Raw genomic sequence first — 15097 nt, 5'->3', positions numbered from 1 at the left:
TCGATCTCCGAGGGCGCCAGGTCGAACTGCCGGCTCGCCTCGGCCACCGTGGTCTTGCCCTGGATGATCTCCAGCACCAGCGCCGACTTCCGCCGCGCCGTCCAACGCTTGATCTCTTCTTCCATTACCGCGCCCATTCGTGTCTCCTTGGAAAGGTTACACCTGAGCGGGAAATCACTGGGTCATTACACCTATTCCCGATGGGAGCAGGCGGACAGTCTGACTTTCATTGTCGGAAGATTCAGTACGCGTCTGCCGATAACCAGTTTCATTCGGCAGAAGCTTGTCAAGCTAGGGCAAATACCTATCGAAATAAGGCGCTGTAGTACCTTTCAGAAACTCGATTCCCAAGATCGTTAGATCACTTCTTGCAGATAACTAGGCCATGCGAAGCGCGTTAGCGTGGGCTTGGCTCGCCCCATATCGGGTGCTACTCTGCAGTGAGGAGGGATCCGTTCAACGAGCAGCAAGGAGGCAGTAATCATGCGCAAGCTTGTAGCGGCCGAGCTGGTGATCTTCGCCACAACTCTATCGGTATCGGATCCCGCGCCAGCAAATGAGTTCATTAGTAACATGCCTACCGTATCAGTCACGGGGCACTACAATTCGAGGACTCGTTTCACATTCGATACACATGAAGCCATAGTGCCTTGGCTTCCACCAAATGCATTTGCAAACTATACGGACCTAGAAGCTGGAAGAGTTTTCCATGCGCTGCATTGTGCAAAAGCATACGGGCAGCCTGGCTACAAGGGTCCCAATGCTATCTACAAAACGTGGATAACGGATCGTTATGGGTGGCGGAGCAATGGGAATCCGCCCAGCGTAAAAACGACGGTAAGTCGCGTGGCTCCAGAAGGCTATTCTCGGATCATCAATGGAGCAACTTGGCGGGGATCAGATAAAACGACGTACATCTTCAAGCGAAACATACCGACGGTGGCAGAGCTCATTAAGACCATTGCGCATGAGTATGCGCACCAACATGGGGCCGAGGACCTACACAACGGCGCGCCAAACGATGCCGTTGCGATAGGAGAAGCCACGAGGAATGCTTACCTCGCCGATCGCGGAGCGAGGTGCGGAGGCGGGGGAGATTCGTTCAATCCCGAGCAGCCGCTCGCAAAAAAACTAGCAGCTATAGATCGTCCAGATACGCTTCATTATGAGCGGCGCGATCCCAATAACCGCAGCTATATTCATCACTACACGCGGCCTGTGTTGCTGGGTAGGCGGTGGAGAACCTGGGGTGGATTATACGCCGGGAAGTGGAAAAACGAGTTATCCAGATCTGTATTGGTCTCCTGGGTGCCTTTGAATGAAAACTAAGTCAATCTACACAATTGCCGGCACCGCGGTCTTATTGACTTTGTTGGCCGCGCGCCTTGCGCCTTTTGGCGATGTCCGCCCGTCACCCACCCCGATGTCGGCCACCGCGAAGGAGCCGACACGAGGCTCCCGGCAAAAAGGCTCACCCGGAAGCGCGGTGTTGGATATCCCTGTGACATCATCCCCGGCCACTGAAGCATCTCTTGCTGACGCGCGCACCGTTGAGGAATTTCGGCAGGCGCAACAATGTTTCTTCGATCGAAGTCGTGGAAATAGCTTGAAACAGCTACTTATAGACTGCGAATCCCTCGTTGGAATGGAAGAGTTTGTAGAGCAGTATGAAGAGTGTTCTGCCTATCAGAATAGTCGAGAAGATGAGCTCCTCAGCATTGAAGGAGAAGATAGGAAATGCGACGGAAGTAACGAGGAGTTGAAACAAGAGTACGCATTATCTGTCGATGCCGCCGCCGCCAGTGGCGATCCCGATGCGCAAATGTGTTTTCTGCATCTCGCCAGAGACGGTTCGTGGAGCTTCGATAACTCAGACGATCGAACAGAACAGTACTCGAAAGCGGCGTTTTCGAGAGGAGACTGGAGAATCGTTAAATATGTCCAGGAGCTCCCGCTCAATTCTAATTCTGCCGTCTCGCGAGTTTTCGGAAACGACATGTCTGCGCGCTATCGAATGAATCGGTTGCTACGAAAAGGTGCGGAAGGGGATTTCGCCCTTGCGCTGGATCGATTGGCGGAAGCTGAAATTGGCGGTACTAGTTGGGACGGAAAACCAATGCTGGAACCTTCCAGCGTCATTGAGGCCGAGCGCTGGGCGAATGAGGCCTACAGAAAGTACTACAGAAACTCCCCAGCTCTAAGTGCTCCACCTGTGCTTTGTGCGCACCCAGCGGCTAGATAAGATCAATCAGCACTCGCTGGTTTGACTGCTTTTGAGTAAAGAGGGTGATCGATCATGGTCGAGTCCGCTCATCTGCGGCAAAAATTTCTCCTATCATAGTTCGGCGCAATGAGATTCATAGAGTTTGATCAAACGGCTTTGGAAGCGTTGGGGGCTGTTAGCGTTCTTATGAGCAGGTCCCCAACCTATTGTCAGTATCCTGTCGCCTGCATGCCGGAGTGGATCGAGCCAGCAATTCTTCTGCGCCAGATCAAGATATTCCGTGATTCAGCCGGTGTGCTTGCAGGCTATATGACTTGGGCATATCTAGCCCCAGATGTCGAAGATCGATTCAAGAATGATCCTAGTGTGCTTCTTCATTTTAGCGAATGGAACGAAGGGGATCGGCTTTGGATCATGGATTTCGTATGCGTGAACGGCAATGTTCGTGGCCTACTGCGGGAGGCCCGAGCTAGCTTTCCGAAAGCGGCCACGGCGCAATCGCTGCGCAGGAATGAGGATGGGGCGGTCAGAAAGGTGTCCACGTGGCGTCAAAAAAAACGTGCAAATGGCTACGTCAAGTGACGGGCTGAGCCCGGAAGAGGTGGGCCGCCTGGAGCAAGATCTACCAAAGCTTGCTGATTTTGGTCCCGCAATGCTGGTGCCCTTTGTTGGCTATAAGCTCAGTTCGGCACGCGTTGCGTGGATAAACGATCGGTGGTTCCTGGAGCGTGGCTTTGACACGGGCGATCCGGTCGTTTCTCGCAAGATCTGCAGTTGGCTCATTGAGGAATTTGCATATGTGTCTGCCTGCGGAACATCAGCATTGCCGAAAGGTACTGGAGGTGCTGCACGAATATTGTATGCGGATCGATACGGAAGTACCGACGGAATGTCTCCCCATGGAGGCAGCGGACGCGTCGCAACAATGGGCTCGTTCCAAGCAAAAGGGATCGGAGTCACGCCTTTAGTTGGGGAGGCAGCTACGCACGGCCATGCCCACGGATGCTGTTCAGTCGCCGAGGCAATGCGCGAGGCCATCTATGCCGAACTCGCGTTTCAAGAGTTTCCTCATGGTGCGATACCGACGATCGGGATCATAGATACGGGGCTTTTCTACACAAGCCAGAACACGAGAGAGCTCTTCGATCTAGAGGTGCGGCGCGGTATCAGTATCCGTCCTGCTGCTTTGCGACTAGCTCACATGGAAAGAGCGCCAATGTTTCATCGAGGAAAGTGCGGTTTCTTGAATATTCAAGCTGCTGACTCGCAGCGTGCTCGTGCTGTCGTAACCCGGTTCAATCCAGGCAATGTGCAGCCTCCGCCTTTTGATCGACTTCCCGGGTTGCGCGAGTTGCTTCAACGAGTCGTGAAGCAGATTGCTTTTGGGCAAGCTCACAGGTTTTTCAATGGAGGTTTTTTCTCTTCAAATATATCCGTATGTGGCGCGCTTCTCGATTTCGGCAACGCCCACCTCATGAGAGATTGGTCGCGAGCGAGGGTGCTTCCGCACGCACCTGGTTTCGGGGATGAGATGCTGACGATTGCTCGTCTCGCGCAGTCGCTGTGTTTCTTCTCCGATAAGTACTGTGGGCGGCCCATTCATCAGGGGAAACACCTGGAAATGTTCCATGAGCTTGCGAATGTCCATGCACAAGAGCGGAGGAGCGAATGGCGGCGCATATGGGGACTGCCCGAAGCGAGTTGCCAGTTAAACAGTACTCTTATCGAGTTGACAGAAGCCAGGTTCCAATCAGAGCAGCAGCGCCAGGTGACTTATGAACTGGGTGAGGGTTCCCCAGCGAGCAAAGAAACGTCTCATAGCGCATCGATGTATGAAGATATATTGCGCGCGAGCAATTTTGGGATTGGCGGTCAATTCGATACTTGGCAGAGGATGCCCACATCTATACGCATGTCTGTAGAGGGTCGCTGCCTTGACGTGCCCTGGGCTCATGTGGCCACAGCCCTCAGGTACCTAAAGCCCCGCATCGAAGTGGACAGAGGGCGGCTCCTCGATGAGCTGTTTTATAGTTTCGGAAGAAGAGAAACTTCGCGAGAAACCGTAACCCGGTATATAAATCGAAAAATTAATGTCGCGCGTCGTCACTGGCGTCGATTGCCCACCGAGTTTATCGTTGTTGCAAGCACTTATTCAAACGGATCCAGCGCTCTGCAATGTCGCCATGTCCTCACACGCGCTCTTTGGCTATGGTTCGAAGGGCCTGCGGCATTGGATTACCTGGTTTTGTTTGATTCTCGACTGAGACGCTCCGACATTTCCCATCTTGAGCACGATTTGGAACAAGATATTTGGCACGCGTCAATTCCGGTTCAAGAATCTCAAATAAACTACAAAGAGTGTCAACAGTTTCGCATCGGTAAGGCAACGGTATCAATTCCAGCGATGACGGTACGCTACTGCTAGTTGGCGAGTTCCGCTTCGCCGTGCGGTCCGTGCTCAACAGGCCTGGCAGGGCGCCGGGACCAACCAGCCGGCTTCAGGCCCGTGCTAGGGCGGCACCCAGCCTTCGAAGGTGCGAGGGGGCCGGTGTACATCCGCGATGCCCATTGGCGGGCCGTAGTGGGTAAGATCCCTCCCACGGGCCTATAGCTCAAAGGTTAGAGCAGGGGACTCATCGAAAGGTGCCGCCGCGCGGTAACGCGCGGACGGGAACGGGATGAATTCAGGGAAACCTCAGCGGCGCGCCTGGCGCGGACGGTGGCAACCCTGAGCCAAGCCGGTGGTACACCGCCGGAAGGTGCAGAGACTACCTGGGGGCTGCAGTGCCCTTGATCACAGGCTCGAGCGTCCCGCACCCCACCCGCCGCATGCCGCTCCATGCGGCGGAGGGTGAAGAGATAGTCCGCGCCGAGGGGAAACCTTCGGGACACGCGAATCCCTTGGTTCCAGGTTCGAATCCTGGTGGGCCCACCACAGTCGGTATGCGTGTCGATCGCGCTCGACCCGCGCTTCGCCGGCTCCGAAGGAAGGTTCGCTCGTTCGACGCCGCGCTACCCGGCAGCGGGCGGCCCGCACCAGGCGGCCAGCGCGTCCGTGAGCCCCTGTCGCGTCTGTTCGCCCACCCAGGCCACGTAGCCGTCGGGCCTGATCAGGACCGCGCCCGGGGCCGGCATCTCCCCCAGCGCCGGCAGCTCCCAGCGGCCGCCGTAGCTGGCGTCGACCGGTTTCACCCGGTCCGCCCACGGAGCGATGTCGATGCCGCCGGGCGGACCGAGGTTGAGCAGCACGGGCCTGGCGTCGTGCAGCAGGGTGTAGAGCCGCAGCTCGCCGTTGGCGGTATCCAGGTCCAGGTCGGGCATGCGCCGGCCGAGCAGTGGGTGGCCGGGCCCCAGGTCGTAGTGGATGTCGAGCCCGGAGAGCATCGCCGCGAAGTGCCTGCGCGGCTGGTCCATGCCCAGCAGTTCGGCGACGGTCTCGCGCAGCGCGGTGGTGCGCTCGTCCGGGCGGCGCAGCGCCACCGCGGCCATGGTGGTGCGCAGCACCCGGGCGGCGACCGGGTGGCGCTCGGCGTGGTAGCTGTCGAGCAGCGCCTCCGGCGAGATCCCCTTGGCCACCTGGGCCAGCTTCCAGCCGAGGTTGACCGCGTCCTGCACGCCGGTGTTGAGGCCCTGTCCGCCGTCCGGAGCGTGCACGTGGGCGGCGTCGCCGGCCAGCAGCACGCGCCTATCGCGATAGGCGGCGGCCTGCCGGGTGGCATCGGTGAACCTGGAGATCCAGGCGGGGCTGTGCGCGCCGTAGTCGGTGCCGCAGGCAGCGACCAGCGCCTCGCGCAGGTCGCCCAGGGTGGGCTCGGCGGTGGCGCCGGTGCGCGCTTCGGTCACCATCACGCTGACCGGGCCCTCGTCGGCGTAGATCACCTGGCCGTCGCGGATCTCGTACTGCAACCGGCCGAAGGCGTGGGTGCCGTAGGCGTTCGGGTGGACGCCGAACTCCGGCGTCTGGGTCATCTCGACCTCGGCGATCAGGTGGCTGACGGTCGGGTCCCAGCCCGGGAAGGCGATGCCGGCGCCCTTGCGGACCCGGCTGCGGCCGCCGTCGCAGCCGACCAGGTACTGCGCCCGCAGCGTGCCGCCGTCGGCCAGCCGCACCTCGACGCCGGTCCCGTCCTGCACGAATCCGCTGACCTCGCGCCCGCGCAGGATCGGCACCCCGAGTTCCTCCACCCAGCCGGCGAGGATCCGCTCGATGTGCTTCTGCCAGAGCGCCAGCCCGTAGGGGTGGCGGGTGGGAAAACCACCGAGGTCCAGGGTCACCGAAGCGAAGCCGGCGACCTGGGCGACCTGCCCCTCGGCCAGAAACCGCCCGGCGATGCCACGCTGGTCGAGGACTTCGATTGTGCGCGCGTGCAGCCCGCCGGCGCGCGAGCCAGGCAGCTCCTGGCTGGCGCGCCGCTCGACGATCGCCACGTCCACGCCGGCCAGCGCCAGCTCGCCCGCCAGCATCAGCCCGGTCGGACCGCCGCCGGCGATCACCACCGCATGGCCGCTCATCGATGGGCTCCGGTCGGTGCGGCGTGGCCTGCCGACTCGCCACGCGTGGCGCTGTCGATGCGCCGCCGCGCCGCGGGACCGAAAGTGGATGCAACGCCCGCGCACCGCACGTGTACGGATTGGATGATCGTCATGTCGCCGCTCCCTTTTCGCGGGCTTGTTCGGGTCGGCGATTTGGCAACAGAGCAGTGGGCTTGCCGCAAGCCCCCGGTGGTATAAGATGTTGAAGCGGGGCGATGTGGGACAACGGTTGCCGCGCCCGGCGCAGAGTCGCCAGGTCGCCGAGCGCGAAGCGGCCGATTGTTCGGCGTGTTCGTGCTGGCCACACCATCGCCGGGCGCAGCAGCCCGTTTCCGCTGGCCGACTCAAACTCCGGCCCGCCCGCAGCCGCACCTGGCCGGGCGCCATGGCCGACGCGCCGCGCCGATCCCACCCGTCGACGGAGAGCGCGCATGAGCGAAGACCGGCCGGTCAAGGTGATCCTGGAGCAGGAGGACGGCTACGCGTTCCGGATCCGCTTCGAGGGCGACGCGCTCGAACCGCTGCTCGGCGACGAGCCGCCGCCGCTGGGCGAGGGCCGCGGACCGGACCCGGCGCGGCTGCTGCTGGCGGCGATCGCCAACTGCCTGTCGGCGAGCCTGGTGTTCGCCCTGCGCAAGTACAAGAACCAGCCGGGCGCGGTGCGCGCCGAGATCACCGCCGCGCCGGTGCGCAACCCCGAGGGTCGCTGGCGGATCCCGCAGGCCGAGGTCGAGATCCAGCTGGCCGAGGGCGAGGAGGCGCACCAGCACCTGGAGCGCATCCTCGAGCAGTTCGAGCAGTTCTGCATCGTCACCCAGAGCGTGCGCGAGGGCATCGACGTGGGCGTGACCGTGCGCGATGCGCACGGCAACGTACTGCTGGGCGACAGGAGCTTCGAAGCCGGGGCCTGAGCACGAATCCGCCGCGCTCGGCCGGGAGCGGGTGGTTCGGCGCCGCCCGGCAGTCGCTTCCCGGCGACGCTTTCCAGCCGATCGCGCGGGACCGGCACGGCCGATTCATCGCGCCTTTCCACGGACTCGGGCATGCTATGAGGCAGTTGATGCGACAGGTCGCGCCCGCAGCGAAACGGAAGCTGCGCGCCCCCGCGCGCAGCTAGCCCAGCCAGGCGGCGTCGAGCCGCCAGACGGGCGGGTCGCGCGCCGGTCGCTCCCTGAATTCAGGACTGGAGTTGTTCATGATGCAGACACACCCCGACCAGACCCTCCGCGAAGATGCGCGCGCGCTGCTGCTGCGCGTGGACCGGATGATCGACGCCGCTGCCGACGAGGGCGGCCTGCGCGCGCGGCGGTTGATGCGGGAACTGCGCCGGCAGCGCACGGCGCTGCAGTTCCGCCTCGCCGACGCCGGCGACGCCGTGCAGAACCACGGCCGCATCGCCGGGCGGCACGCCGCGGAGGCGGCGCGCCGCTATCGCTGGCAGCTGGTCGCGATCGCCGCGCTGGTGGGGGTGGCGGCTGTGGCCCTGCGGATATCGCGCAGCGCGCGAAGCGCACCCTAGGCGCCTGACCACCGTAGGAGCTTGCGATGCACGCGAAAGCCGGCGTGGTGATCGGGCGCGGGATCACCGCCCGCCTGATCGAAGCTCCCGTGGCCTTCGCCCGCTCCTCCGGGAGCCTGACTGCCCGCGGCTCTCAGCCCGCGCCCGGGGCGTTGCCGCCGGCCTCGCAAGCGAGGAACCGCGAGCGCCGCAGCCACGCCTGGTCTGGGTAGTAGGCGAACAGCAGATGGCCGCCCTTGAGGGTATCGATCACTTCGCGCGCCACCACCGGGCGCAGCGCCGGGCAGCCTAGGCTGCGTCCCAGCCGACCCTGCTTGCGTCCCTGTTCCGGGTCCACGTACGACGCACCGTGCATGACGATGGCGCGGGAGCGGGCGGCGTCGTTCACGCCCGGCTCCAGCCCGTCCATGCGCAGCGAATAACCATTGCCGCCGTGGTACGCCTCGGAGGTGGTGAACAGGCCGATGCTCGACTGGTAGCTGCCCTCGAGGTTGGAGAACGCGTCGGGGAGATCGCCACCGCTGTTGCGGCCGTGCGCGACGTGTTCGAGGTACAGCAGGCTGGGCTGCTCGAGGTCGAAGACCCAGAGCCGTGGCTGGGTCGACCGGCGCGAATAGTCGATCACGGCCAGTCGAGCGTCGGCGCTGGCGGCGCCGCGGCGCACCGCGCAGGCGCGCGCGCGCAGCGCCAGTTCCAGCACGCGCGGATCGGCATCGGGCGCGGCGGTCCGCAGCGCGGCGAGCAGTCCGGTACCGTTTTCCTGGCTGCGTTGCCGCGGCGCGCTGTCGGTCGCGGCGGCGGGCGGCACGGCTGCGGCCGCCGCGAGCGCCATGAACAGGAGCAGCGGGGAAGACATCGTAAGGAGTCTAGGCCGGCCGCAGCCCCAGCGTCGACCGTGTCGCGGGGATTCGTTCAGCAGCCTGGGGTCGCTGCTCCTGCCGGGCGGGTCGGTGCTGCTGCACGGCCACCGCCCCGGGCGCGGCCGGACGTTGACCCAGATCAACCCATCGCGTCTCTGATCGTGGCCCAATGGCCCCCTATCGCCAGCGAGGAGCGAGCCATGTACAGGGATATCTTCCTTCCCGTCACCGGATCCCCGGGCGATCGCGACGCGATCGCCTTCGCCATCGATTTCGCGCGCGACTTCGAGGCCCACCTGACGCTGCTGGAAACGGTGCACCTGCCGACGCCGCCGGTGGGCCCGTTCGGCGCCTCGCCCGATCTGGCGATCGGACAGCTGTTCGGCCGTCTGCGCGAGCAGGGTGCGGCCAACGCGGCCCGCTATCGGACCCAGCTGGAGCAGGCCGGGGTGCGGCATGAGGTCCGGCTGGTCGAGTCGCTGTTCTTCGGTCCGGAGCGGACCGCCGCGCACGCCGCCCATCCCAGCGACCTGGTGGTGCTCGCGGGCCCGCATGGCGACACCGCCGAAGGCGTGCCTGCGCACCGCTACTTCGGCGAGTTGCTGCTCGAATCGGGTCGCCCAGTGCTGATGGTGCCGCCTTCCTGCGCTACGCGGATGCCGGCCAGGCGGGTACTGCTGGCCTGGCGCCCGCGGCGCGAGGCGGCCCGCGCGCTGCACGACGCCCTGCCGCTGCTGGCGCAGGCCGAGCGCGTCGACGTGGTGGTGGTGGACCCGAAGCAGGGCCGCGACGACGGCCACCAGTCGGGCGCCGACGTCGCACGCCACCTCGCCCGGCACGACATCGACGCCAGCGTGGTCGAATTGTCCTCCGGCGGCCGGACGGTGAGCTCGGTGCTGATCGAACACGCCCGGCAGATGCCGGCCCAGCTGATCGTGGCCGGCGGCTACGGCCACTCGCGCACCCGCGAGTGGGTGATGGGCGGGGTGACCCGCGAACTGCTGATCTCGGCGCCGGTGCCGGTGCTGTTCTCGCACTGAGCCCAGCCTGCAAGGGTCGCTCGCCCAAGCCGGCATCTTCCGCAGCCTTTCCCCGGCCAACGCCGGCGCCAGCGGCCGCGCTGGAATCACCGCCATTCCAACCGAAACCTCCCGAGGTCTTCGCGGTCGTGCGAGCTCCTGCGGGAAGTGCATCGCTGGCGGCCGGCGCCAGTGATTCGCCCGCCGCGGGTCGCCCCGCCGGGTGTCGCATCGTTGACTTCGATCAATGCAGACCGCCGGGGGCGTCCTCATGATGGAAATCACGCAGACGGAGAAGTGACATGGTTCCGAAGACGATGAAGGCCGCGGTGGTGCACGCATTCGGCCAGCCGCTGCGGATCGAGGAAGTGCCGGTCCCGGCGCCGGGGCCCGGCGAAGTGCTGGTGCGGATGCTCGCCAGCGGCGTCTGCCACACCGACCTGCACGCCGCCGACGGCGACTGGCCGGTGCGGCCGAGCCCGCCGTTCACTCCCGGCCACGAGGGCGTGGGCACCGTCGCCGCGCTGGGCTCCGGCGTGACCGGGCTTGAACCGGGGAACACCGTCGGCATCGCCTGGCTGCACGACGCCTGCGGCCACTGCGAGTACTGCGTCACCGGCTGGGAAACCCTGTGCGAGAGCCAGCGCAACAGCGGCTACAGCGTCGACGGCAGCTTCGCCGAATACGCCATCGGCGCGGCGCAGTATCTGGCGCGGCTGCCGGCCGGGGCGGACTCGATCGCGATGGCGCCGGTGCTGTGCGCCGGGGTGACCACCTACAAGGGCATCCGCGAGACCGAGGCGCGCCCGGGCGAGTGGCTGGCGATCTCCGGGATCGGCGGCCTCGGCCACATGGCGGTGCAGTACGCGGTGGCGATGGGGCTGCGCGTGGTCGCGATCGACCTCGGCGCCGACAAGCTGGGGCTGGCACGCGAACTCGGCGCCGAGGCGGCGGTCGATGCGTCCGACGGCGACGCGGTGGAGCAGGTGTTGCGCATCACCGGCGGTGGCGCCCACGGGGTGCTTGTGACGGCGGTCTCGCCGCCCGCCTTCGACCAGGCGCTGCGCTTCGCCCGCCGGCGCGGCACGGTCAGTCTGGTGGGCCTGCCGCCAGGCCACTTCCCCACTCCGATCTTCGACGTGGTGCTCAAGCGCATCACCGTGCGGGGATCGATCGTCGGCACCCGCCAGGACCTGGCCGAGGCGGTCGCGTTCGCTGCGGCGGGCCGGGTGCACGCGCACGTCGAGCGCTGCCGGCTCGAGGACATCAACGAGGTGTTCGCGCGGCTCAAGGCGGGCACCGTGCAGGGCCGGATCGTGATCGATTTCGCGCAATCCGCCGGGAGCGCCCCGGCCTGACCGCCGCCGGCGGCCGGCCGCCCGGTCGCCGCGAGCCGCGGCCGCTCGCAGCGCGCGCGTGAACGAGGCTTTTACGCTTCGCGGCAGGCCGCTGGCTATAGTCGCGCGTTCACCGGAACGGCGGGGCGCGCGTGCGAAGACGGGATCTGATCAAGGCGGGGCTGTGGCTGCCGCTGGCGCCGGCGCTGCTGCGCGCGCAGGCCGCCGCGGCGGCGCCGGATGCCGGCGTCCCGTTCGACGACGCCACAGTGCCCGCGCTGGCGCGGCGCCTGGCCGCGCAGCCCTGGCGCGAACCGGCGCAGGGCCTGCCTGCCGAGCTGGCCGCGATCGGCTACGACCAGTACCGCGATTTCCGTTTCCGGGCCGAACGCGCGCTGTGGCGCGGGCAGGGTCTGCCGTTCCAGGTCCAGTTCTTCCACCGCGGCTTCCTGTTCAAGGACCGGGTGCAGGTGAACGTGGTGCGCGAGGGGCGTGCCGAGGCGGTGCCCTTCGCGACCGACCTGTTCGACTACGCGCCCCAGCCGGTGCCGCGGGTCGAGCAGGACATCGGCTTCGCCGGCTTCCGGCTGCATGCGCCGCTCAACGACCCGCAGCGCTTCGACGAGCTGTGCGTGTTCCTGGGCGCCAGCTACTTCCGCGCGGTGGCGCGGGGCCTCGGCTATGGCCTGTCGGCGCGCGGATTCGCATTGGGGACCGGCGAGCCGGAGCCGGAGGAATTTCCGGCGTTCCGCGAATTCTGGCTGGAGCGGCCGGAGCCGGGCGCCGGCCACGTGATCGTTCACGCGCTGCTCGACAGCCCGTCGCTGGCCGGCGCCTACCGGTTCCGCATCGCGCCCGGCGCCGAGACCGTGTTCGACGTCGATGCGCGGCTGTACCCGCGCCGGACCCTGGCGCTGGCGGGAATCGCGCCGCTGACCAGCATGTTCGAGTTCGACGCCGGCGACCGCGCCGGGGTCGACGACTGGCGTCCGGCGGTGCACGATTCCGACGGCCTGGCGCTGCTGACCGGCGCCGGCGAGCAGGTCTGGCGCCCACTGGCCAACCCGGCCACGCTGCAGCACAGCGGCTTCCAGGAGCGCGATCCGCGCGGCTTCGGCCTGATGCAGCGCAAGCGCGATCCGTCGCGCTTCCAGGACATCGAGGCCGCCTACGAGAACCGCCCCAGCCTCTGGGTCGAGCCGCTCGGCGACTGGGGCGAGGGCGAGGTGCACCTGGTCGAGATCCCGACCGCCGACGAGTACCACGACAACATCGTAGCGTTCTGGCGCCCGCGCGCACCGCTGGCCGCAGGCCGCGAATCGCGCTGGCGCTACCGCCTGCACTGGTGCGACAGCCATGTCTGGCGCCCGCGGCTGGCCACGGTCGCGGCCACCCGTGCCGGCGCCGGCGCCGGCGCCGACGGCGCGCGCCTGTTCGTGGTCGACTGGGAGGGCGGCGCGCTCGACCGGTTCGCCGGCGACGCCAGCCCGCCGCTGCAGACCGGCGCCTCGGCCGGCGAACTGCGCAACGCCGTGGCCTACCGCAATCCCCACACCGGCGGCTGGCGCACCAGCTTCGAGCTGCTGCCCGGCGGTGCCGATGCGGTGGAGCTGCGCCTGGCGCTCGGCGCGCCCGCGCAGCCGCTGTCGGAAACCTGGCTGTACCGGTGGACCCGGTGAGCGCCGCCCCGGCGCAGGCGAGGATGCCGCCCGAAGCGCCGCTGCCCATGCCGGTGCAGTCGCTGCGCCGCGGCCGGCTGGCGAGCCGCCCGCTGACGAGCGCGCCACCGGCGATGCGCTGGCGGCGCGCCGCGGTGATCGGCGGCGCGGGGTCGCTGACGCTGGTGGCGGCCTACCAGATCTGGTGGCTGCTGCGCGCCGGCGGCATCGACCTGCTGGAAGGGCTGCTGCTGGCGATCTTCGTGGCGCTGTTCGCCTGGATCGTGCAATCGTTCGTCGGCACCGTGGCCGGGTTCGTGGTGATGCTGCAGCACCGCCCCGGCCGGCTGGGGCTCTCGCCCGGCACGCCGCTGCCGGCGCCGGCCTCGTCCACCGCGCTGCTGGTGCCGGTGTACCACGAGGATCCGGCGCGGGTGCTGGCCGGGGTGCAGGCGATGCACGAATCGCTCGAGGCGACCGGCCACCTCCACCGCTTCGACTTCTTCATCCTCAGCGACAGCCGCGACCCGCAGCTGCAGGCGGCCGAGGCGCGCGAGTACGCGGCGCTGCATGCCCGGCTCGGCGACCGGGCGCGGGTGTGGTACCGGGTGCGCGAGGACAACCACGAGCGCAAGGCCGGCAACATCGCCGACTGGGTGCGGCGCTGGGGCGGCGCCTGGCCGCGCTTCCTGATCCTCGACGCCGACAGCCTGATGACCGGCGAGACCCTGGTGCGGCTGGCCGCGGCGATGGAGCGGCACGACGACGTGGCGCTGATCCAGACCCTGCCGGTGATCGTCAACGGCACCAGCCTGTTCGCGCGCATGCAGCAGTTCTCCGGGCGCGTGTTCGGGCAGGTGATGGCCTACGGCGTGGCCTGGTGGCACGGCGCCGAGAGCAACTACTGGGGCCACAACGCGATGATCCGCACCGCCGCGTTCGCGGCCCATGCGGGGCTGCCGCCGCTGCGCGGGATCGCCCCGTTCGCAGGCCACGTGCTCAGCCACGATTTCGTCGAGGCGGCGCTGCTGCGTCGCGGCGGCTGGGCGCTGCACATGGTGCCGGGCCTGCCCGGCAGCTACGAGGAAGGACCGCCGTCGCTGACCGACATGCTGGTGCGCGACCGCCGCTGGTGCCAGGGCAACCTGCAGCACGGCGGGGTGCTGCCGGCGCGCGGGCTGCACTGGGTCAGCCGCTGGCACCTGCTGATCGGGATCGGCCACTACCTCACCGCGCCGCTGTGGGCGATGCTGATGCTGGTCGGCATCGGCATTCCGCTGCTGCAGGGCATCGAGGGCGGGTATTCGCTCGCCGGCTACTGGCTCGCCCAGGATTCGGAGCGCTTCCTGTGGGTGTTCGTGCTCACCATGTCGATGCTGCTGGCGCCGAAGCTGCTGGGCTACATCGCCAGCATGCTCGATCCGCGGATCCGGCGCGGCTGCGGCGGCGCGCTGCGCGCCGCGGTCGGGACGCTGCTGGAGATCCTGCTGGCGGCGCTGATGGCGCCGGTGACCATGTACGTGCAGTCGCGCGGCGTGGCCGGTGTGCTGGCGGGCAGGGACTCCGGCTGGGATCCGCAGCGCCGCGACGACGGCAGCCTGCCGCTGGCCGCGCTGCTGCGCAGCTACGGCGGCGCCACCGCGCTGGGCGTGGTGTCCGGCGGCATCGCCTACGCGGTCTCGCCGGGGCTGGCGGCCTGGATGTCGCCGGTGATCGCGGGCCTGGCACTGTCGATCCCGATCGTGATGCTCACCTCCTCGCGCGCGGCCGGCCTGCAGCTGCGGCGCTGGGGCCTGCTGTGCACCCCGGAGGAGCTGGAGCCGCCGCCGCTGCTGCTGCGCGCGGAGGCGCTGCGGGCGGCGCCTGCGGCCGGCGTGGGCACCGCCGCGCATCTCGCCGCGCCCGGCTGAGCGCGACGAACGGCCGCGGCCGGCCGTGCATAATGCG

Annotated in this window: 11 protein-coding genes and 1 pseudogene; 9 read left to right on the top strand and 3 right to left on the bottom strand. The window is 66.9% G+C overall.

The window, feature by feature from the left end; genetic code table 11:
* A pseudogene (locus QFW77_RS19005) lies at positions 1–137 on the bottom strand (DUF1153 domain-containing protein); the annotation flags it as partial.
* Positions 138–1318: 1181 nt separating this feature from the next.
* On the opposite strand from QFW77_RS19005, the gene QFW77_RS02035 reads away from it, so the two are divergent.
* The 3 genes from QFW77_RS02035 (at position 1319) to QFW77_RS02025 (ending at position 4649) form a co-directional block, all read left to right on the top strand.
* The gene (locus QFW77_RS02035) at positions 1319–2242 is read left to right on the top strand and encodes a hypothetical protein (RefSeq protein ID WP_280572546.1); all 924 of its coding nucleotides are present in this window, start codon (positions 1319–1321) and stop codon (positions 2240–2242) included.
* A 108-nt stretch (positions 2243–2350) separates the two neighbouring features.
* Positions 2351–2806 (top strand): toxin-activating lysine-acyltransferase, encoded by a 456-nt coding sequence (locus QFW77_RS02030; RefSeq protein ID WP_280572544.1) that lies wholly within the window; start codon positions 2351–2353, stop codon positions 2804–2806.
* Positions 2784–4649, top strand: coding sequence for a hypothetical protein (locus QFW77_RS02025; protein WP_280572542.1), 1866 nt, complete (start codon positions 2784–2786; stop codon positions 4647–4649). Before QFW77_RS02030 ends, QFW77_RS02025 begins: the two co-directional genes overlap by 23 nt.
* A 587-nt stretch (positions 4650–5236) precedes the next feature.
* Here the strand turns inward: QFW77_RS02025 and QFW77_RS02020 are convergent.
* Entirely contained in the window at positions 5237–6736 is a 1500-nt protein-coding gene (locus QFW77_RS02020) for an FAD-dependent monooxygenase (protein WP_280572541.1), read from the bottom strand.
* Between the two features lie 452 nt (positions 6737–7188).
* On the opposite strand from QFW77_RS02020, the gene QFW77_RS02015 reads away from it, so the two are divergent.
* The gene (locus tag QFW77_RS02015) at positions 7189–7668 is read left to right on the top strand and encodes an OsmC family protein (RefSeq protein WP_280572540.1); all 480 of its coding nucleotides are present in this window, start codon (positions 7189–7191) and stop codon (positions 7666–7668) included.
* A gap of 284 nt (positions 7669–7952) precedes the next feature.
* The gene (locus tag QFW77_RS02010) at positions 7953–8276 is read left to right on the top strand and encodes a hypothetical protein (protein ID WP_280572539.1); all 324 of its coding nucleotides are present in this window, start codon (positions 7953–7955) and stop codon (positions 8274–8276) included.
* A 133-nt stretch (positions 8277–8409) separates the two neighbouring features.
* Here QFW77_RS02010 and QFW77_RS02005 read toward each other — a convergent pair whose 3' ends face one another.
* Complete coding sequence (locus QFW77_RS02005) at positions 8410–9132, bottom strand: murein L,D-transpeptidase catalytic domain family protein (protein WP_280572538.1); 723 nt, start codon at positions 9130–9132, stop codon at positions 8410–8412.
* A gap of 204 nt (positions 9133–9336) precedes the next feature.
* Here QFW77_RS02005 and QFW77_RS02000 point away from each other — a divergent pair, with 204 nt between their 5' ends.
* The 4 genes from QFW77_RS02000 to mdoH all read left to right on the top strand — a co-directional run bounded on the left by QFW77_RS02000 (position 9337) and on the right by mdoH (position 15060).
* Positions 9337–10176, top strand: a complete 840-nt coding sequence (locus QFW77_RS02000) for a universal stress protein (RefSeq protein ID WP_280572537.1) — start codon at positions 9337–9339, stop codon at positions 10174–10176.
* 281 nt (positions 10177–10457) lie between these two features.
* Positions 10458–11513 (top strand): alcohol dehydrogenase AdhP, encoded by a 1056-nt coding sequence (gene adhP, locus QFW77_RS01995; protein ID WP_280572536.1) that lies wholly within the window; start codon positions 10458–10460, stop codon positions 11511–11513.
* 131 nt (positions 11514–11644) lie between these two features.
* Positions 11645–13171, top strand: coding sequence for an OpgD/OpgG family glucan biosynthesis protein (locus QFW77_RS01990; RefSeq protein WP_280572535.1), 1527 nt, complete (start codon positions 11645–11647; stop codon positions 13169–13171).
* Positions 13159–15060, top strand: a complete 1902-nt coding sequence (gene mdoH, locus QFW77_RS01985; RefSeq protein WP_280572534.1) for a glucans biosynthesis glucosyltransferase MdoH — start codon at positions 13159–13161, stop codon at positions 15058–15060. The genes QFW77_RS01990 and mdoH overlap by 13 nt, the downstream gene beginning before the upstream one ends.
* Positions 15061–15097 lie beyond the last annotated feature (37 nt).

Origin of the sequence: Luteimonas endophytica, from assembly GCF_029887875.1 — a bacterium.
Taxonomy (GTDB): domain Bacteria; phylum Pseudomonadota; class Gammaproteobacteria; order Xanthomonadales; family Xanthomonadaceae; genus Luteimonas; species Luteimonas endophytica.
This window is presented reverse-complemented; position numbering and strand designations above follow the sequence as displayed.

Excerpts from the sequence above, each read along its gene's own strand:
- QFW77_RS02035 (WP_280572546.1), top strand. The coding sequence starts at position 1,319 with ATGAAAACTAAGTCAATCTACACAATTGCCGGCACCGCGGTCTTATTG.
- QFW77_RS02030 (WP_280572544.1), top strand. The coding sequence starts at position 2,351 with ATGAGATTCATAGAGTTTGATCAAACGGCTTTGGAAGCGTTGGGGGCT.
- QFW77_RS02020 (WP_280572541.1), bottom strand. The coding sequence starts at position 6,736 with ATGAGCGGCCATGCGGTGGTGATCGCCGGCGGCGGTCCGACCGGGCTG.
- QFW77_RS02015 (WP_280572540.1), top strand. The coding sequence starts at position 7,189 with ATGAGCGAAGACCGGCCGGTCAAGGTGATCCTGGAGCAGGAGGACGGC.
- QFW77_RS02010 (WP_280572539.1), top strand. The coding sequence starts at position 7,953 with ATGATGCAGACACACCCCGACCAGACCCTCCGCGAAGATGCGCGCGCG.
- QFW77_RS02005 (WP_280572538.1), bottom strand. The coding sequence starts at position 9,132 with ATGTCTTCCCCGCTGCTCCTGTTCATGGCGCTCGCGGCGGCCGCAGCC.
- QFW77_RS02000 (WP_280572537.1), top strand. The coding sequence starts at position 9,337 with ATGTACAGGGATATCTTCCTTCCCGTCACCGGATCCCCGGGCGATCGC.
- adhP (WP_280572536.1), top strand. The coding sequence starts at position 10,458 with ATGGTTCCGAAGACGATGAAGGCCGCGGTGGTGCACGCATTCGGCCAG.